The following is a 19,476-nucleotide window of genomic DNA, read 5'->3' as shown; positions in this document are numbered from 1 at the left end:
ACAAAGGAGGGCAGAATATGACACCTATTGAAAATGCTATTGAAAAAAAAGATATTTCTTGGATTAGGGAATATTCGAAAAATACTCCTATTGTAACAATCGCCGATGAGGTAGAAAAATTAAATGATATTCATAGAATAATTTTCTTTAGAATGTTAAATACAGAAGTAGCAGGAGATGTTTTTTCTTATTTGCCAATTGAAATACAAGAAAATTTGATTCATAATTTTTCTCAAGATATGCTTAATCAAATTGTTGATGAACTTTATACAGATGAAATTGCAGATTTAATTGAAGAAATTCCACAAAATTTAGCACAAAAAATATTAAAAAACATCGATCCAGAAACAAGAAAAGCATTAAACAGAATCTTAAGATATAATGAAGATCAAATTGGTTCGGTGATGTCTGTAGACATTATAACTTTAAAAGAAAATTGAACCGCAGGACAAGCTTTAGAATATATTAGAAATAAAAAAGATGAAGTAGAGTTAACTCATTATTACTACATTGTTAATAAAAATAAAAAATTAGTTGGTGCTTTAACTTTAGAAGATATCGTTTTTTCAAAAGTATCTTACCAACTTAAAGATATTATGTTTGCAGTTCCTAATGTTTATACAACAGACTCAAAAGAAGAAGTTGCTAATATCTTTGCTGAACACGATATGTCAGTAATTCCGGTAATGAATTCATCTAATAAGCTTGTTGGAATGGTGACTTCAGATGATATTATTGATATTTTTCAAGAAGAAGCTACAGAAGATATTTATAAAATGGCAGGAATTAGTTCGAAGGTAGTTGAAGAAGAATACTTAAAAACTAAAGTATTAACCATTGTAAAATCAAGAATATTTTGATTAATAATTTTGATGTTAGGTTCTACTTTATCACAAGTTGTTATTCAACTTTTTACCGATTCACTTGAAAATAGTTCAAGTTTAAAAGCTTTAGGACTAGGGATATTTATTTCAACAATTGTTTCGATAATTCCTGTAATTTCGGGTTCAGCTGGAAATGCTGGTTCGCAATCAGCAACTACCATAACAAGAGCCCTTTCTTTAGGGGAAATAGAAAAAAGAGGATATTTAAAAAAGGTATTTTTCAAAGAAGTTAATGTTGGAGCAATTATTGGATTAATATTAATGCTAGTAAATTTTTCAAGATTAGTAATTTATTTTATGATAACAAAAGATATTTTTAATACAGAATTTATTACATCCAGTGAAGGAATTGTTACTAAATTACCTAAATATGCCTATATTTTAATAATTTCAGCAGCAGCTTCTGTATCAATGTTTTTGGTAATTATCTTTTCAAAAATTTTAGGTTCTGTAATACCTTTATTAGCAGCAAGAATGGGTAAAGATCCAGCTGTTATGTCTGCACCTATTTTAGCAACTTTAACAGATGCAACTTCAACTTTTATCTTTTTTGGTATAACTATTTTAATATTCTTATTAATTTAATATAATTTATATAAGGAGAAAATAATATGGATCAAGTAACAATATGAGTTATTGCTGGGGTTTTACTAGCTTTAATTATCGGAGTTCTTTTATTTCAAATAATTTCAGAAAGAATCAAAAGAAAAAAAATCAAAAAAGAAAAAGCAGAATTAAATAAAATAGAGCAAGAAGTAATTGAAGCATCTGTATATAAAGTGAATGCAATAATGGAAATTAACGATGACTTTTTAAAAAAATTTGTAGTTTCTGTTGGTGATAAAAAAATGAAGGACATTCGTAGTTTTGCAGAAAAACAATTAAAAGAAATCACTCATGAAAAAAAATATAAAAAAATTTTTATTCATAATAAATTGGAAAGAGATACTACAATTCATCAAAATATTTTAAATTTAATTGAAAATAAATCAAATTTATGATCTAAAAAAAATCAAGAAGAAATAAAATATTTTAAAGATATGGAAAAAATCTTTTTAGAAAAAAATTCAGAAGAATATTTATCTAAAAAAGAACAATTTAAGCAAGAGGTTTTATCAAATGTCTAAAAAGAAAAATATTCCCAATTATTTAACTATTTTTAGAATGATTTTATGAATTCCTTTTGTTATTCTTTTAGTCATTTATTACAATAATGCACATTATAAATATGCCTTTAAAGATAGTTTTATTAATTTTCATCTTTTAGCAGTTTCTGTTATCATCTTCTTGCTTGCAATGTTTACAGACTTTTTAGACGGATATTTAGCAAGAAAATGAAATGTAGTTAGCAATTTTGGAAAACTATTTGATCCAATTGCAGATAAAGTTATCACAACAACTGCATTAATATTTTTAGGACTATTTAATTTTACAGAAATTTGAGTAGTAATTGTTTTCATTGTTAGAGATATTGTTGTGGATGGATGTAGAAATTTAGCAGCAAAAAATAATTTAAATATTAGTGCTTCTATTTGAGGAAAATGAAAAACCTTTATTCAAAGCTTTGCTATTCCTTTCCTTTTCTGAATAACACCATTTTTTATTAATAATACAAACTGAGTTTGAATCTACTGAGTTGTAAATATCCCGCTTTTTATAGCACTTATTTTCTCTTTATTTTCTGGATTTTTATATGTGAAAGAAATGACAAAAATTCTAAAAAAATAATATAAATTAAACTTCTTTTTCCCAAGAAGTTTTTTATTTATTTTATATTTCTTTTTAGATAAATTTAAAAACTTTTAGATAACTTTATTGTATAATAGTAATAATAAATTAGTTAAATTAAGGAGAAAAAATGACCCCACATATTAATGCAAAACCAGGGAAAATTGCTAAAACAGTTTTAATGCCTGGAGATCCATTAAGAGCAAAATTTATTGCTGAAAAATTTTTAACAAATGTTGAACTTGTAAATACAGTTAGAAATATGTTTATGTACACTGGATTATACAAAGGAAAACCAATTACAATCGCTGCATCAGGAATGGGAGTCCCATCAATTGGAATTTACTCATATGAATTATTTAAATTTTATGATGTAGATAGAATTGTAAGAATAGGTTCTGCAGGAGCTTATACAGCAGATTTAAAATTATACGATGTTTTATTAGCTGATAGTGCTTATTCAGATTCACACGCATTTTCACAACTTGTGCTTGGAGAAAATACACATTTATTAGAACCATCTAAAAAATTAAATGCACAATTATTAGAAAATGCTTTAAAATTAGGAATTAATTTACATGTAGGAAGAGTTCACTCATCTGATGTTTTCTACTCTTCTAGACCATTAAATAAGACAATTGAATTAACAAAAGCAGTTGCTGTTGAAATGGAATCATTTGCTTTATTTGCAAATGCTAAAAAATTAAATAAAGAAGCTGCTTGTTTATTAACCATTTCAGATAATTTAATTACAAAAGAAGAAACTTCATCAGAAGAACGTGAAACTAAATTTTTACAAATGATGGAAATTGCTTTAGAACTTGCATAAAACAAAAATAGACTAACTTTTAGGTTGGTCTATTTTAAAAAAAGAAAAGTGAGAAAAAAATGAGAATAGTTGATTTAATAATAAAAAAAAGAGAAGGTTTTGAACTTACAGATAAAGAAATTGAATTTATTATTCATAATTATGTAAGTGGAGAAATTAAAGATTATCAAATGTCTTCCTTTCTAACAACAATTTTATTTAAAGGAATGACACCTAAAGAAATTGGTAAATTTACTTTAGAAATGATGAAATCAGGAAAAATAATTGATTTATCTTCAATTCACGGAATAAAAGTTGATAAGCATTCAACTGGTGGTGTTGGTGATAAAACAACTTTAGTAGTAGGTCCAATTATAGCAGCTTTAGGTGTTCCGGTTGCTAAAATGTCAGGTCGTGGACTTGGACATACAGGTGGAACTATTGATAAGTTAGAATCAATTCCAGGTTTTGGAGTTGAGTTAACTGAAGAACAATTTATCAATCAAGTAAATAAAATCAAAATTGCAGTTATAGGACAGAGCAATGACTTAGTTCCTGCTGATAAAAAACTTTATGCTTTAAGAGATGTTACGGGAAATGTATCATCAATTCCACTTATTGCATCTTCAATTATGTCTAAAAAACTAGCAACTGGTTCAGATGCAATTCTTTTAGATGTAAAATGTGGAAATGGTGCTTTTATGAGTAATTTAGAAGAAGCAAAAAAATTATCCGAACAAATGATTACTATAGGAAAACAACTTAATAGAGATGTTAGAGTAGAAATAACCAATATGTCTAGACCAATGGGAAAAGCTATTGGAAATAAAAATGAAGTTTTAGAAGCTATTGAAACTTTAAAAGGTAATGGACCAAAAGATTTTGTTGAGCTATGTTATTCTGCTTGTTCTACAATTCTAAAACAAGCAAAAGTTACAAACGATGAACAAGAAGCTTTAAAAATGATTGAAGAAGTAGTTCACAACGGTAAAGCACTTGATAAATTTTATGAATTTGTAAAATTCCAAGGCGGAGATGTTGATAAATTGAAAGCTGCTGATTTTTGAAATCCAAAATACAAATTAGAAGTATTTGCCCAAAAAGATGGATATATGGAAATCACTTCCGCATTAGATTTTGGTATCGTTGCTTCAAAACTTGGTGCAGGAAGGGAAACAAAAGAAGATTCAATCGATTTTGAAGCAGGAATACAAATTAACAAAAAAACAAATGACAAAGTTAATAAAAACGATCTTTTATTCACACTATATTCTTCAAATCCAATAAATGAAGAATTAGTTCAAGAATTAAAAGATTCATATAAAATAAATTCTCAAACAGTAGAAAATAAAATAATTTTAGAAAAAATGGAGTAAAAATGAATTGAGCAAAATTAATTGATCACACTTATTTAAAACCAGAAGGAACAACAAAAGAAATTAATAAACTTGTTGCTGAAGCAAAAGAATACGGTTTTAAAACAGTTTGTGTAAACTCATCATGAGTAAAATATGTAAAAGAAAAATTAGAAAATTCTGAAGTAGGAATCACAGCAGTGGTTGGTTTCCCTTTAGGTGCAATGATTACACAAGCAAAAGCACAAGAAGCAAAACTCGCTGTTAACCACGGAGCTGATGAAATTGATATGGTTATTAATATTGGAAAATTAAAAGATGAACAATACGAATTTGTTTTAAATGATATTAAAGCAGTTAAAAAAGAAATCGGTTCTAAAATTTTAAAAGTTATTGTAGAAACAGCTTTATTAACTAAGGAGGAAATCAAAAAAGCAACAGAAATAGTTTTAGCTTCCGGAGCAGAATTTGTTAAAACTTCAACAGGTTTTTCATATAGAGGTGCTTCAGAAGAAGATATTAAAATTATGAAAGAAGTTGTAGGAGACAAAATTGAAATCAAAGCAGCCGGTGGAGTAAAAAGTTTAGAAGACTTGAAAAAAATGTATGATCTTGGTGCTACAAGATTTGGAACATCATCAGGTGTTCAAATTATGCAAGGAATAGCTTTAGATAAAAATAATAACTATTAAAAAATCAAATATACAGAAAAATAAAGGAGAAATATAAATGGTAAAAGTTTTAAATCACCCCCTAATCACTACAAAATTAACAATAATGAGAGATGAAAACACAACACACCATTTATTTAGGGAATTACTAAAAGAAATTTCAACATTAATGGTGTATGAAATTTTAAGAGATTATAAAACTGTCGATTGTAAAGTTAAAACAGCAGTGGGAGTGGAAACTATTGGACAAAAAATGGAACAAGAAATTGTCATAGTACCAATTTTAAGAGCTGGTCTTGGGATGGTAGAAGGAATTTTATCACTTGTTCCAACATCAAGAGTTGGACATATTGGAGTTTATAGAGATGAAAAAACTTTTGAAGTTCATGAATACTTTTATAAAATACCTAATGTTTCTAAAGATTCTTTAATTTTAGTGGTAGATCCAATGCTTGCCACTGGAACATCAGCAGTAGATTCTATTAGTAGATTAAAGGCTGATGGATTTAAAAATATAAATTTAGTTTGTCTTGTCGGTGTTCAAGAAGGAATTGATCACGTTTCTTCCAAACATCCAGATGTTAAAATCTTTTTAGCAGCAAAAGACGAAAAATTAAATGATAAAAAATATATATTACCCGGTCTTGGAGATGCAGGAGATAGGATTTTCGGTACAAAATAATGAATAAATTTGCAACAGTTGATATTGGCGGAACTAATGTTCGTTTTGCTTTAATAAAAGAACACAAAATTACAAAAAAAATTAAATTTCAAACCAACACAACTAACTGACAAGAAACACTTGATAAAATAGTTAAACTCATCAATAGATATGAAATTAATAAATTAGCAGTTTGCATTCCAGGGCCTGCTAACTACAAAGATGGTATCATCTTTAACACCCCTAATTTAAAAGGTTGAAAAAATTTAAATGTTAAAAAATATCTTTTAAATAACACTAAATTAGAAAAAATTGTTTTTGAAAATGACGCTAATGCTATGGCTTTAGCTAACCATCATTTTTATAATCAAAATAAAGAAGATATAACTCAATTTTTTACCATTTCTACAGGATTTGGTGCAGGATTAGTTATTAACAACCAAATTTATACTGGAGTAAATCATTTAGGACAAGAAATTGCTAGAATCCCTCTTGGTGAACCGCTTTTTAGCACGTTTCACTTATCTAAATATGCTGCAGAACTATTTGTTTCAGGAACAGGATTTGCACTAAGAGCTAGCCAATTAAAAGATAAAAAAGTAGAAGCAAAAGAGGTTTTAGAAAATTATAACAAAGATGAAACTTTTGAAATAATTTATAATGAATCTGTTATAACTTTAGCTAAAACTATTGCTACATTTATAGGGATTTTAGCTCCAAATTTAATTGTTTTTGGAGGTTCAGTAACTCACAAAAACAGTTTCTTTGTAAAAGAAGCTATTAAAATGGCAAAAACACTTTGTGATAAACAACAATTTAAACAAGTTAAGTTTAAATTTGATAAATTAAAGGACAATTCAGCACTTATTGGATTAAGTTATTTATTAAATGCATAAAAACTTTTCTTACTCTAAAGAAAGAGTTGTGTTTTCAATTGTATTTACAGCTATTTTTCTTTGTTTATCTTTAATAGCTCTTTTTGTAAGTAAATATATAGCGTGACCACTTGGGGATTTTGGTTTAAAAATTGACTTATCAATTATCTTTATATTTCCAATTGCATTCTTTTTGCGTTATAGATACACTTTAATTGCTTTATGAATAAGATTTCTTTTAGGACCAGTAATTCAATTAAATATAGATGCAACGGGTTATTTGGGACATTTTATTTTATTGGTAGCAAACTTAATCTTTATATTTAGTTTTTTCTTGTTTAAAAAACTTTTTGAAAAAATAATTAAAAATAAAAACTGGTTTATTATTTTATCTTTAGTTTTATCTATTATAGTTACAACTATTGTAATTACCACACTAAATATTTTTGTTTTTAATTGACCATATTTTTATTTATATGGTATACCAATGAGTTATAAACAATATTTAACTAAATATTTTACAGATTCTTTAATTATCTTTATTCCATTTAATTTAGCTAATTACCTTCTTTCTTCAATATTAACCTTTGGAATTATTGTATTTTTAGAAACTTATTATAAAAATCACAGAAAACAAAAACATCATATTTAAAAAACAAAATATGATGTTTTTTTATTGAAGTGGGTCCAAAATTTAATTAACTAAAAGGGCATAAAATGAATTTTTCTATAAAAATTCATAAAAAATGCAACTTTTTGATTTTATTTGATAAAAATTATTCATATTTTTCTATAATTTTATATGTAATCAAAAATTAATATTTTTAAGGAGAAAAATGAAATTAAAGAATATTTTAATTAAATCAAGTCTAGTGTTAACACCAGCAATCGCTTTTGCAACTGTTGTTTCTTGTGGTGAAAAAACAACAAATCAAACTTCAACTAACCAAAATTCAGAAGATAAAAACATTTTAGATAATCAAAGATGATTAGCTAATGTTTGAAATTCAGTTTCAGCAGAAAAAGATGCTATGGCATACACTTTATACCAATCAGCAATGAAACAATTTGATACTTTAGTAGAAGGACAAACAAGTGTTTTTGAACTTGATAAAGTAAAAACAAATGGAGAACATGTAACTGTTACAAATACAACAGAAGGAAAATCTATTCCAGTTGTATTTATGGATTTAGATGAAACAGTTTTAAATAACTATGCTTACCAAAATTACTTAGTGTTACATAAACAAACATTTAATGCAGATTCATGAAATCAATTTGTTCAAGATAAAAAAGCTAAAAAAATAGCAGGAGCTATTGAATTTATTAAACACGTATGATCAAAAGGTGGAGTTGTTATGTTCAACTCAAATAGAGAACAAGAAAATCAACTAGAACCTACAAAAGCAAATTTAGTAGCTGAAGGATTAGAAGCAAAATACATGCCAAAATGAATTTGATGAATGCAAGGAGTTGATTTAACCAAAGACAAACCATGAGATCACATTCAAAAAGATGCTAATGGAAAAAGGGTAAAATCTGCTAAAGAAGCAAGAATGAATTTAGTAAGTTCTGATAAAAAATTTGACTTAAGTGCTGAACAATCAGGAGCAACTGCTGTTTCCTTTAAAGTTGTTATGAGAGTTGGAGATAACTTTGATGATTTCAACGACATAGCATCAGCTAAAAAATCTAATACAGATAGAAAAACAGTATTAGAAACAACAAAAAAATTATTTGGTAACTTTGATGTTAATACAAAAGGAATCAAATATACAAAAGGCACAGATGGTCAAGTAACTCACGAAAATGAAACTTGAGCAGAAGGATATGTTCTAATTGGTGGTAATGCTTCATATGGTGGATTTGAAGAAGGACTTGCAGAAGGATATTATGGACTTTCTGATGATAAAAAAGTTGCAGCACTAAAAGCAGCACTTAATTCATTAAAATGAAAAGATTAAAATAGATTTTAAAAAAATTAGCACTTTTTATTGGAGAGTGCTAATTTTTATTATATAATTTTATTTATTGTATAATTAAATAATTAAATTAAGCAAAGGGGAGATATGCAAAATAAAACAAAAAACAAAATGTTATTATTAAATTTCGATGAAGTCTTTCTTTTTACTAAAAAAGTAATTAGACTAGATGAACAAGAATTTAAATTTTTATGAAAAGAAAGGGAAAAATACGGGGAAAATAACGATTTAAGTGAAGGTTTTCCTGTAGTTATTTCTCATTTTGATTTATGAATCGACTCTACAATGAATATGGAAGTAATTCCTGATGAAGAAAAAGTTGGTATAGTTTGAAGAATAATTGATATAAAAAGAGAGATGAAAACTTTTGTTGAATTAAATATGTTGCCAACAGCTCAAAAGGTTAAAATTAATTCTTTTTCTCCAGTAGATAAAAGTTTTAGTAGAATCATCGGTCAAGATGTTGATGCAGAATTTATAAAATTTAATTCTTCTAGTCTTGGCGCTGTAAAAGCTGGTATTAGAAAAATGGAAGAAGAATTTTCAAATCATTCCTTTTTAAAACCAATTAAAGAATTTTTTGAACCACTTTTTTCATTAAAAAATTTAATGGATGAAAATGAAATTATTTTTCCACTTTTAGCAATTGCTGAAGAAGTAGATTTACCAAAAGAATATAAAAAACGTTTAATTTTTGCAACAGATAATTTACAAAGATTAGCAGCAATGGCAGATTTTATTAATAGTTTGATTCAAGAAAGAGCAATTGTTAATGAAATAGAAAATAAAATGAAAAAAACTCTTGATAAACAACAAAAAGAATTTATTTTAAGAGAAAAAATGAGAGCAATTCGTCAAACATTGGGTGATGAAGATTCACAAGAAGAAAAAAATGAAAAAGAACTATTTAAAAAAGATGATGAAAATAAATTTCCTTTAGAAGTAAGAGAAATAATTAAAAATGAAACAAGAAAATTAAAAGGAATGTTGTCTAGCTCTCCTGAAGCCAATGTAACTAAAAATTATTTAGATTTAATTTATAATTTACCTTGAAGAAAAGTAAAAATTGATCATTTAGACATAGAACAAGCATCCAAGGAATTAGCAAAAAAACACTTTGGTTTAAAAGATGTTAAAGAAAGAATTTTAGAATTTCTTGCTGTTTTAACAAACATAAAAAACAAAAATGATGAGAAAAAATTAAATATTATTAAGCCATTGCCAACAGAAAATGCTGCTTTAGATTTAAGTTTATTTGATAAACATTCTAATAAATTAAATAATAATATGCCTATTTTAACTTTAGTTGGTCCTCCTGGAACAGGAAAAACTTCTATTGCTCAATCTATTTCTGACGCCATTGGGAGAAAAATGATAAAAATTTCTCTTGGTGGAGTTAGAGATGAATCAGAAATTAGAGGACATAGAAGAACTTATGTTGGAGCTATGCCAGGAAAAATAATTAATGCAATTAAAAAAGCAGGTGTTTCTAACCCGGTTATCTTGTTAGATGAAATTGATAAAATGTCTTCAGATTTTAGAGGAGATCCTGCATCAGCAATGCTAGAAGTTTTAGATCCAGAGCAAAATAAATTTTTCCAAGATCATTATTTAGAAACAGAATATGATTTATCTAAAGTTATTTTTATTGCAACAGCAAATTACTTTGATGGTATTCCCGAAGCTCTTGCAGATAGAATGGAAATTATTGAATTATCTTCCTATACTTTATTAGAAAAAAAAGAAATTGCTAAAAATCATTTATTAGATAAAGTTTTAAGCGAAACTCAATTAGATAAAAAATACTTTAATATTGATTTAGAAACAATTGAATACATTATTAAATCTTATACAAGAGAAGCGGGAGTAAGGGATTTAAAAAGAAATTTAGATAAAATTACTAGAAAAATTATCGTTAAACTATTAAAAAACGAAATTAGCAAAGACAAAGATTTTATAGTTGATAAAAAAGTTGTAACAGATATGCTTGGAATTGAAAAATTCTCAGATGATATAAACGAAACTAAACCACAAATAGGGATAGTTAATGGACTAGCTTACACTGCTTATGGTGGTTCAACATTATCAATTGAAGTTAATACCGTTCCTTCTACCAAAGCTGAAATTAAATTAACTGGTCAATTAAAAGATGTTATGAGAGAATCTGCAGAAATAGCTATTAGTTATGTTCGTGCAAATGCTAAAGAATTTGGTATTGATTTTGATTTTGAAAATAATCAAATTCACATTCACGTTCCTGAAGGTGCGGTTCCAAAAGACGGACCTTCTGCCGGTGTAACTTTCACTACCGCAATTATTTCTGCTTTAGCTAAAAAACCTGTTTCTCCAACAATAGGAATGACTGGAGAGATAACATTAAGAGGAAAAGTATTAGCAATTGGTGGTTTAAAAGAAAAAACTCTTGCAGCATATAAATTTGGTATTAAAACTATTTTCATTCCTAAAGATAATGAAAAAAACATTGTTGATTTAGCTGAAGAAGTTAAAGAAAATATTACTTTCCACCCAGTTTCTAACTATCAAGAAATTTACAATTATATTTTTAAATCTCAAACAAAAAGTAAATAATTTAAAAACAAAAATTCAACCAAAATCATAATGGTTGATTTTTTTATTTAATGAATACCTTTTTTCAAAAAGTTAAAATAATATTAAAAAAACAATTTTTTATTTTGTTTTTTACCAAAAAAATATAAAATTATACATATGAAAAAGCTTGATAAAATTACACCTTGAAAAGAAAACTTTGCACAGTGATATGTGGATGTTATAAAAAACGGAGAATTAATAGAATATGGTCCTGTAAAAGGAACTATTATTTTTAAACCTAATTCTTATGCTATTTGAGAAAATATTCAAACAGAAATGAATAAATTATTTAAAGAAAAAGGAATTCAAAATGTTTATTTACCAATGTTAATTCCTGATTTCTTTATTAATACAGAAAAAGAGCATGTGGCAGGTTTTGCTCCTGAACTTGTTACTGTAACACATATTGGTGATAAAAAATTACACAATAACCTGTATATTAGACCTACTAGTGAAGTTTTATTTGCTGATTTGTTTAAAAAAAATATTGAATCTTATAAGGATATGCCTTTGATTTATAACCAATGAACTTCAGTTATGAGATGAGAAAAAACAACAAATCCTTTTTTAAGAACTAGTGAATTTTTATGACAAGAAGGACATACAGTTCACTCCGATGCTATGGAAGCTAGAAAATTCACAAGAGACATGATTAAACTTTATGAAAGATTTTTAAAAAAATATTTAGCTATTCCTACAGTTGTTGGTAAAAAAACACCAAGAGAAAAATTTGCAGGTGCTTGTTCTACTTATACAATTGAAGCTATGATGAAGGATGGAAAAGCACTTCAATCAGGAACTTCCCATTATTTAGCTCAAAATTTTTCACGTGCTTTCAAAATTATTTTTACAAATAAAGATAATAAAGATGAATTTGCTTATCAAACATCTTGAGGTTTATCTACAAGATTATTAGGTGCTTTAATTATGACTCACGGAGATGATTCTGGAATTGTAATTCCACCAAGAATAGCTCCAATTCAAGTTGATATTCTCGAACTTTTTGCAAATAAAAACCCACAAGTGTCAAAAACAGTAAATCAACTAGAAAAATGACTAGCTAAAAAACTAAAAGTTAGAGTAGATAGAAGCGATAATCAACCAGGATATAAAGCAGCTAATTCAGAAATTCAAGGAGTTCCTATCAGAGTGGAAGTGGGACCTAAAGATGTTGAAGAAGGTGTAGTTACAGTAGTTAGAAGAGATACATTACAAAAAGAAAAAGTAAAAATTTCTATTTTAAGAGATTATCTTGAAGACAAATTAATTGAAATTCAAGATAGTATGTATCAAAGAGCTAAAAAAAGACTTGAAGACAATACAGTAGTTGTAAATAACTATGAAGATTTCAAAAAAGAAATTGCTAAAAATAAATTTGTTATTACTGCATTTAATGGTGATGAAAAAGAAGAAGAAATGATTCAAAAAGAAACTGGTGCTACTTCTAGATGTATTCCATTTAAATATTTAAAACCAGTTGATGAAGGATTATGTATGTTTTCACAAAAACCTTCAAAAAGATATGTTCTTTTTGCAAAAGCTTACTAAAAACACAAGTTATCTAAACTTGTGTTTTTCTTTGTTTATGTTCAAATAATTATTTATCACTATTTTGGTTATTTGATTCGTTTTTGTTTTGTTTTTCTGTATTTTTGGTATTTTTATGTTTTTCTTTTTTTTCAATTTTAGTTTGCACTTTTGATAAAAATGCTCCTGCAATAACCCCGGAAGGGATTGCAAAGATAGCTATACCTATAATTGACATAATTACTACTAAACTTCTAGCAATATCAGAATGGGGAGTTATATCTCCATATCCAATAGTTGTTAAAGTAATAGTTGTAAAATAAATAGCCTTAGGAAACGTATTTACATAACTACCTAAATCTTCTTCTGATATTTTATTGTTTTTAATATAATCTAATTCTGCATCTAAAATAATTAAAGAGAAGAGTAAAATAACAATTATTATAAAAACAAAAATATTGGTTAAAATTGTTTTTTGTGTTTTAAAAACAGAAAATAATGAAGAAAATGATGAAAATAAATTTAATAATAAAATTATTCTAATCATTCTTAAAAATTTAAAACTTTTTAATAATGTTATTCAAGAAATATTTAGTTCTGTTGGTGTTAATAAATCAATAGAATATAATGAAGGTAATATTGATAATATTAAATTAAAAGATAAGACAGAAAACACAAAGAAAATTCTTGGATATTTATGTTTTTTTACATTTCTAACAGGAGCGCTTCACACTCATAAAAGATAGTCAAATATCATTAAAAAGAATGTGAATACCTCCATAAACCCTACTAAATGTTTGATTCCTGAAGAATCATTGTTATTTAAGTAAAGTGCTAAAATTGTGGTACTGAAAATTGAAAGAATAGAAAAGAAGAAAATCACTGAAAAATATATTATCTTAGTTATTTTAACTTTTTGTTGATGTTCGTCTTTAATACCTTTCATATTTTCTCTAGTAGCAACTATATTGTCCAAAATAGTTAGAAAATAGTCACTTTTTAAAAAAAATAATTTGTTTTTCATAATTGTATTATACTAAAATGTAATAAAATTATATAAATATGAAAGATAAAATAATTTTTATAAAAAAAGAAGAAAATTTAGAAGATATAGTTAACTACATTTTTCAATTTAATTGAAAATATTTATATTTAAATGGAGATTTAGGAGCAGGAAAAACAACTTTGACAAAATTAATTGCAAAAAAGTTAGGTATTAAAGAAAATGTAGTTTCTCCTACTTTTAACAAAATGAAAGTATATTCTAACTTAATACATATCGATGCTTATAATTTGTTAGGTGATTTAGAAGAATTTGAAGATTATTTTGAAGATAAAAAAGTTATAATCGAATGATCTAAAAATTTAAATTTAGATTATGAAAATTTTATTGCTATTGATATAAAATTTTCAAACAATGAAAGAATTTATGAAATTACTATAAATACGGAGGATTAAAATGAAAATTTTTATAGATACAACGTTAAATGATTTAGTTGTGGCTCTTTTTGATTCTCAATATAAACTTATTAATTATGTTTTAGAAACTGAATTAAAAGAAAAATCAGAAAAATTACCTTTAGTTTTTAAAAACCTTTTAGAAAGAAACAATTTTAGCTTACAAAATATTAATAGTTTTTACATTAATTTAGGTCCAGGAACATTTACAGGAAGCAGAATAGCTTTAGTTTTTTGTCGTACCATTGCACAATTAAGTAACATTAATATTTACACAACTTCTAGTTTTAATTTAGTTTCTTTACATACAAAAAATAAAGAAATTGCATATATTGATGCTCGTGGCAAATCTTCTTATAAAGCATTTGTTCAAAAAGGAAAAATCCTTTCAGATATAGAAGTGGTTGAAAGAAATCAAAACTGAGCAATCGATTATTTAGATGTAATAAATAATTTCTTTGATTATCAAAAATTATTTAAACTAGAAGAAAATTTGCTCGAAATTCAATCGATTTATGTAAAAAAACCACATATCGGTTAAGCTGGTAAAAATTTTTCTTTTTGTGTTAAAATTAAATTAGACAAAAAGAGGGAAAAATGAAAAGAAATATTTTTATTAAGAAAATTAAAAATATTATTACTATAAGTATTAGTAATTATTTTTTCATTTTTCAAGTAAATTAATTTTTTAATAATTGTTATATTTAAAAATAAATAATTACTTGAAAAAGTAATTTTTTGTCAAAAAAAGAAAGGAAATTATTGTATGAAAAAATATTTTAGCAATAAATGAATTATCATATTTTTTACAATTTTTTATTTATTTACTATATTAAGTTCATCTCTATTAGTTTTATATTTGGTAAATTTAATAGATGCAATAGAACAAAGAAATTGGGAAGAATATAATAAATTTATTATTGCAAATGCAGTTTTATCATCTTTATTTGTAATTTCAACGTTTTGTTATTTATTTTTAAAAAATAAATTAAATATGAAAATAAATCAAACATTAACAAAAGATGCTATTACAAAAATTTCTTCTATTTCTAATTATGAAATAGAGAAAAATAAAGAAGGAAAATATTTAATTTGAATTAAAGAAAGAATTCCTGAAATTACTAGTTTAGTTTTTGAACATTCCTTAGAAGGTTTTTTAAAAACTTTAACTAATATTGTAGTTTTAATCATTATGTTTTTTATAAGTTGAAAACTTGCTTTAATAGGAATTGCAGTTTTAATTTTAGCCTTTATAATTCCTTTATTTTTAAGTATTTTAGCTGGTAAGATAAATGAAAAATATATTGTAAATCAAGAAAATCTTATTTCTTCTTTACAGACAGTTTTCAATGGTTTTAAAATTTTATATTATTTAAATAAAGAAGAAAAAATTATTCAATTGGTTAATTCAATTTTGAATAATTGAATAAAAGAAATAAATACTAAAAAATCTAAAGTAATTTTGCTTGAACTAATTAATAGTTTTTTTCAAATTATTTCATCAATATTATTGCTTTTTATAGCAGGATATTTTATTTTTTATCTAAATGAACCTGTGGGAACAATTTTTGTTATACCTTCTTTCTTTATGGGATTTGCTCATAATTTTAGAGAAATAATTATGTTACTTCAATATTTTGGAACTTACAAAGAATATATTAAAGAATTTACGGGTGCAAAAGAAATTACTAAAGAAAATATCGTAAAACAAAATATAGATAAAATTGAAGTAGAATCTCTTGATTTTAACTATGAAGAAAAAGAAATTTTCAAAAATTTTAATTTTACTTTTGAAAAAGGTAAAAAATATGCCCTTATAGGAAAATCAGGATCAGGAAAATCTACTTTGTTAAATATTTTATTAAAACAAATTGATGATTATAAAGGAAATATCCGTATAAATGGAAAAGATTTAAGAGAAATTAATATAAATAATTTAAAAGAAAATTTAATATTTTTATCTAATAGAGAAGAATTGTTTTTTGATTCTATTTATAATAATATTTCTCTTTGAGAAGAGAATCAAGAGCAAAAAGTTCAACAAGCATTATTAAAAGTAAATTTAGAAAATTTAGATTTAAATAGAGAACTTAAACAAGATGATGAATTATCAGTAGGAGAGAAGCAAAGAATTAACATTGCAAGATATTTCTTTAAAAAGCCAGATTTATTAATTTTAGATGAAGCAATGTCTAATATTGATGAGAAAAATGCAAAAATAATTTTAGAAAATATTTTCAAAAATAATCCCAATTTACTATTTATAAATTGTACACATCATCTTAAAAATCCAGAATTTTATGATCACGTTATAGAACTAAAAGGAGATGAAAATGAATAAAACATTAAAAAATATGAAATTTACTTTTTCTGTTTTTCTAATTTGTTCTATTTTAATAAGTGTTATAGAAATGGTTCTCTCAATTATTGAAGGTTATGCAATTGATAGTGTTTTAAAAACCTTATCATTTATTAAAAATGATCCTTTTTTAACTTTTGGTATTTTAATAATAATATTAATTTTAGCAAATGTGGTTTTATTTGTAAGTAATTATTTTTACTTTACTTTTTATAATAAGCTTTTGCTTTATGTTGCAAAAAGTATTTCTAAAAACTTTTATAGTGATTTTTTAAATACTAATGCAAAAGGGATGAAAAAATATAGTCCAGATTTAGCTTTTAATTCAATTATAAATAATGGTAGTGCAATTACATCTCAATCCATCATTCCTTTAGCACAATTAACTGCAATATTAGTGAATTTACTATTTATTTTCTTATTTTTTGGAATAACTAATTGAGTAATTTTATTAATAGTTTTAGCAATTTTTACTTTAAGTACTATTCCAAATTTAATTTCAGTTAAAAAAGCAAAAATATATACAGAACAAAAACAAATTTCTTTTAATCAACTCTCTTCTAAACTTACTTATTGAATAGATAGATATACTGTTTTATATTATGCTAATAAAGAAAATATGCTTTATTCCTTTATAGAAAAAGAAATTTTAGATTATTATTTAAAAACTTATAAAAAAGAAAGATTTAATATTTTTAATAATAGTCTTTCACAATTAGTTGTGGAAGCAGGTGAAATAATAGGAATAATTATTTTGGTATTTATGTATTTTAAAAACGATTCTTCTGTAAGTATAGGGATGATTTATATTTTTAAAAAAGTTATTGAAAATTCTAAAACTGAATTTCTAGATTTTATTTCTGAATTTAAAAAATTTGTTGCTTCAAAAGAAATTTATAAACTTTTAGAAACAAATCTTGAAAAAGAAGAAAATCAGTTAAAACTTGATTCAATAGAGCAAATAGAAATTAAAAATTTAAATTTAAGTTTTGATAATAAAGTAATTTTTAAAGATTTCAATCAAACCTTTTCTAAAGGGCAAAAATACGCATTAATTGGTGCTTCTGGTTCTGGTAAATCAACACTGCTTAGTGTTTTATTAAATGATTTAGATAATTATCAAGGACAAGTTCTTATTAACAACCAAGATATAAAAACATTCAACGATAAAAGTATAAAAAATGCTATTTCTTACTTAGATAATCAAAATTTTGTTTTTGACAAAAATGTTTCTGAAAATGTTTCCTTGCTTGAAAATGATGAACAAAAAATAAAAGAAGCATTAGAATTTGTAGACTTAAATAAAGAATTAGAACAAAACGCATTTTCTAGTGATTTTGATAGTTTTACATCTTTATCTTTAGGACAAAAACAAAGACTTGCACTTTCTAGATTGATTTACTTTAATAAAGATTTTATTATTTTAGATGAATCATTATCTAATTTAAATAAAGAATTAGCACAGCAAATTTTAGATAAATTTTTAGATAGCAATAAAACTTTAATTTACGTATCACATCATTTAGATTCAAAACAATTAAATAAATTTAATAAAATAATAAATTTAAATGAAATATAATAAAATCAAGAACACTAAAATAAGTGTTCTTTTCTTATTATTTTTTTAATAAATATGCCTTTAAAAATAAATTTAAAAAAAATTATTAAAAAATATTTTGATTTTTGTATTTTATGTTATAATTTTCAACGGAGAAGTAGCTCAGCTTGGCAGAGCGCTACGTTTGGGTCGTAGTGGTCGCAGGTTCAAATCCTGTCTTCTTCACCATGGGGGGGTAGCTCACTTGGCTAGAGCGCCTGCCTTGCACGCAGGAGGTAGAGGGTTCGACTCCCTTCCTCTCCACCATGGCTCTGTAGCTCAGTTGGTTAGAGCGTTCGGTTCATACCCGAAAGGTCAAGAGTTCGACTCTCTTCGGAGCCACCATATGGAAACCCAGCGGGTTTATTTTGGACCTATAGCTCAGTTGGTTAGAGCAACCGGCTCATAACCGGTCGGTCACTGGTTCGAGTCCAGTTGGGTCCACCATGGGCAATTACCCAAGAGGCTGAAGGGACTAGTCTTGAAAACTAGCAGGGGCTTCACCGCCCGCGGGGGTTCAAATCCCTCATTGCCCGCCATTTATTATTAAATAAGGTAATAACTTAAAAATAATTCCAATGTTGTCAATTTACAACATTTATATAGCGGAGTGGAGCAGTTGGTAGCTCGTCGGGCTCATAACCCGAAGGCCATAGGTTCGAGTCCTATCTCCGCAACCAACGGTTCAGTGGTAAAGTGGTTTAATACGTCTCCCTGTCACGGAGAAGATCGCGGGTTCGATCCCCGTCTGGACCGCCATGGCTCTGTAGCTCAGTAGGTAGAGCAACGGATTGAAGCTCCGTGTGTCACTGGTTCGATTCCTGTCGGAGCCACCATTTCAAAAAATGACCTCACCTTTTGAAGGTGATTTTTTTATTCTTTTTAAAAAGAATGATTAAATTAAAACCTAAATTTTTACTATTTTTCTATACTTAGCAAAAAATGACACATTTTCAACAAA

17 protein-coding genes and 8 tRNA genes are annotated in these 19,476 nt (G+C 25.8%); 24 read left to right on the top strand and 1 reads right to left on the bottom strand.

The window, feature by feature from the left end; translation table 4 throughout:
• The first annotated feature begins 17 nt into the window (after window positions 1-17).
• From mgtE to proS, 12 genes are all read left to right on the top strand, one after another.
• Window positions 18-1,469: a magnesium transporter gene (gene mgtE / locus ACXX87_RS00125; protein ID WP_436358506.1), complete on the top strand. Its 1,452-nt coding sequence runs from the start codon at window positions 18-20 to the stop codon at window positions 1,467-1,469.
• A 26-nt stretch (window positions 1,470-1,495) separates the two neighbouring features.
• Entirely contained in the window at window positions 1,496-2,011 is a 516-nt protein-coding gene (locus ACXX87_RS00120; protein ID WP_436358505.1) for an MHJ_0274 family protein, read from the top strand.
• Window positions 2,004-2,612 carry a CDP-diacylglycerol--glycerol-3-phosphate 3-phosphatidyltransferase gene (gene pgsA / locus ACXX87_RS00115; RefSeq protein ID WP_436358504.1) on the top strand — a complete coding sequence of 203 codons (609 nt, stop codon included), beginning with the start codon at window positions 2,004-2,006 and terminating at the stop codon, window positions 2,610-2,612. Before ACXX87_RS00120 ends, pgsA begins: the two co-directional genes overlap by 8 nt.
• 130 nt (window positions 2,613-2,742) lie before the next feature.
• Complete coding sequence (gene deoD / locus ACXX87_RS00110) at window positions 2,743-3,441, top strand: purine-nucleoside phosphorylase (RefSeq protein ID WP_436358503.1); 699 nt, start codon at window positions 2,743-2,745, stop codon at window positions 3,439-3,441.
• A gap of 59 nt (window positions 3,442-3,500) precedes the next feature.
• Entirely contained in the window at window positions 3,501-4,796 is a 1,296-nt protein-coding gene (locus tag ACXX87_RS00105; RefSeq protein WP_436358502.1) for a pyrimidine-nucleoside phosphorylase, read from the top strand.
• A gap of 2 nt (window positions 4,797-4,798) precedes the next feature.
• Window positions 4,799-5,467 carry a deoxyribose-phosphate aldolase gene (deoC, locus tag ACXX87_RS00100; RefSeq protein WP_458573032.1) on the top strand — a complete coding sequence of 223 codons (669 nt, stop codon included), beginning with the start codon at window positions 4,799-4,801 and terminating at the stop codon, window positions 5,465-5,467.
• Window positions 5,468-5,504: 37 nt separating this feature from the next.
• On the top strand, window positions 5,505-6,128 hold the full coding sequence (gene upp / locus ACXX87_RS00095; RefSeq protein WP_458573031.1) for a uracil phosphoribosyltransferase: 624 nt from the start codon (window positions 5,505-5,507) through the stop codon (window positions 6,126-6,128).
• Window positions 6,128-7,003: an ROK family protein gene (locus ACXX87_RS00090; protein WP_458573030.1), complete on the top strand. Its 876-nt coding sequence runs from the start codon at window positions 6,128-6,130 to the stop codon at window positions 7,001-7,003. Before upp ends, ACXX87_RS00090 begins: the two co-directional genes overlap by 1 nt.
• Entirely contained in the window at window positions 6,996-7,634 is a 639-nt protein-coding gene (locus ACXX87_RS00085; RefSeq protein ID WP_458573029.1) for an MPN527 family putative ECF transporter permease subunit, read from the top strand. Before ACXX87_RS00090 ends, ACXX87_RS00085 begins: the two co-directional genes overlap by 8 nt.
• 184 nt (window positions 7,635-7,818) lie before the next feature.
• Window positions 7,819-8,946, top strand: a complete 1,128-nt coding sequence (locus ACXX87_RS00080; protein WP_436358496.1) for an HAD family acid phosphatase — start codon at window positions 7,819-7,821, stop codon at window positions 8,944-8,946.
• A 105-nt stretch (window positions 8,947-9,051) separates the two neighbouring features.
• Window positions 9,052-11,553 carry an endopeptidase La gene (lon, locus tag ACXX87_RS00075; protein WP_458573028.1) on the top strand — a complete coding sequence of 834 codons (2,502 nt, stop codon included), beginning with the start codon at window positions 9,052-9,054 and terminating at the stop codon, window positions 11,551-11,553.
• A 138-nt stretch (window positions 11,554-11,691) separates the two neighbouring features.
• A complete protein-coding gene (gene proS / locus ACXX87_RS00070; protein WP_436358494.1) occupies window positions 11,692-13,122 on the top strand; it encodes a proline--tRNA ligase in 1,431 nt (476 codons plus the stop codon).
• A 49-nt stretch (window positions 13,123-13,171) separates the two neighbouring features.
• Here the strand turns inward: proS and ACXX87_RS00065 are convergent, their stop codons facing one another.
• Window positions 13,172-14,125: a potassium channel family protein gene (locus tag ACXX87_RS00065; protein WP_458573027.1), complete on the bottom strand. Its 954-nt coding sequence runs from the start codon at window positions 14,123-14,125 to the stop codon at window positions 13,172-13,174.
• A gap of 38 nt (window positions 14,126-14,163) precedes the next feature.
• Here ACXX87_RS00065 and tsaE point away from each other — a divergent pair, with 38 nt between their 5' ends.
• From tsaE to ACXX87_RS00005, 12 genes are all read left to right on the top strand, one after another.
• Window positions 14,164-14,559, top strand: coding sequence for a tRNA (adenosine(37)-N6)-threonylcarbamoyltransferase complex ATPase subunit type 1 TsaE (gene tsaE / locus ACXX87_RS00060; RefSeq protein WP_458559611.1), 396 nt, complete (start codon window positions 14,164-14,166; stop codon window positions 14,557-14,559).
• Between the two features lies 1 nt (window position 14,560).
• The gene (tsaB, locus tag ACXX87_RS00055) at window positions 14,561-15,100 is read left to right on the top strand and encodes a tRNA (adenosine(37)-N6)-threonylcarbamoyltransferase complex dimerization subunit type 1 TsaB (protein ID WP_458560939.1); all 540 of its coding nucleotides are present in this window, start codon (window positions 14,561-14,563) and stop codon (window positions 15,098-15,100) included.
• Between the two features lie 225 nt (window positions 15,101-15,325).
• On the top strand, window positions 15,326-16,900 hold the full coding sequence (locus ACXX87_RS00050; RefSeq protein WP_458573026.1) for an ATP-binding cassette domain-containing protein: 1,575 nt from the start codon (window positions 15,326-15,328) through the stop codon (window positions 16,898-16,900).
• Window positions 16,893-18,497: an ATP-binding cassette domain-containing protein gene (locus ACXX87_RS00045; protein ID WP_458560941.1), complete on the top strand. Its 1,605-nt coding sequence runs from the start codon at window positions 16,893-16,895 to the stop codon at window positions 18,495-18,497. The genes ACXX87_RS00050 and ACXX87_RS00045 overlap by 8 nt, the downstream gene beginning before the upstream one ends.
• A 130-nt stretch (window positions 18,498-18,627) precedes the next feature.
• Window positions 18,628-18,704, top strand: a tRNA-Pro gene (locus ACXX87_RS00040).
• A gap of 1 nt (window position 18,705) precedes the next feature.
• Window positions 18,706-18,782, top strand: a tRNA-Ala gene (locus ACXX87_RS00035).
• A 1-nt stretch (window position 18,783) separates the two neighbouring features.
• Window positions 18,784-18,860 (top strand) — tRNA-Met (locus tag ACXX87_RS00030).
• A 25-nt stretch (window positions 18,861-18,885) separates the two neighbouring features.
• A tRNA-Ile gene (locus ACXX87_RS00025) sits at window positions 18,886-18,962 on the top strand.
• A gap of 1 nt (window position 18,963) precedes the next feature.
• A tRNA-Ser gene (locus ACXX87_RS00020) sits at window positions 18,964-19,054 on the top strand.
• A 65-nt stretch (window positions 19,055-19,119) separates the two neighbouring features.
• A tRNA-Met gene (locus ACXX87_RS00015) sits at window positions 19,120-19,195 on the top strand.
• A 2-nt stretch (window positions 19,196-19,197) separates the two neighbouring features.
• Window positions 19,198-19,274: transfer RNA gene (locus ACXX87_RS00010), tRNA-Asp, on the top strand.
• A 1-nt stretch (window position 19,275) separates the two neighbouring features.
• Window positions 19,276-19,351 (top strand) — tRNA-Phe (locus tag ACXX87_RS00005).
• Window positions 19,352-19,476 lie beyond the last annotated feature (125 nt).

The organism is Mycoplasma sp. 613B (assembly GCF_054343485.1).
This window is presented reverse-complemented; position numbering and strand designations above follow the sequence as displayed.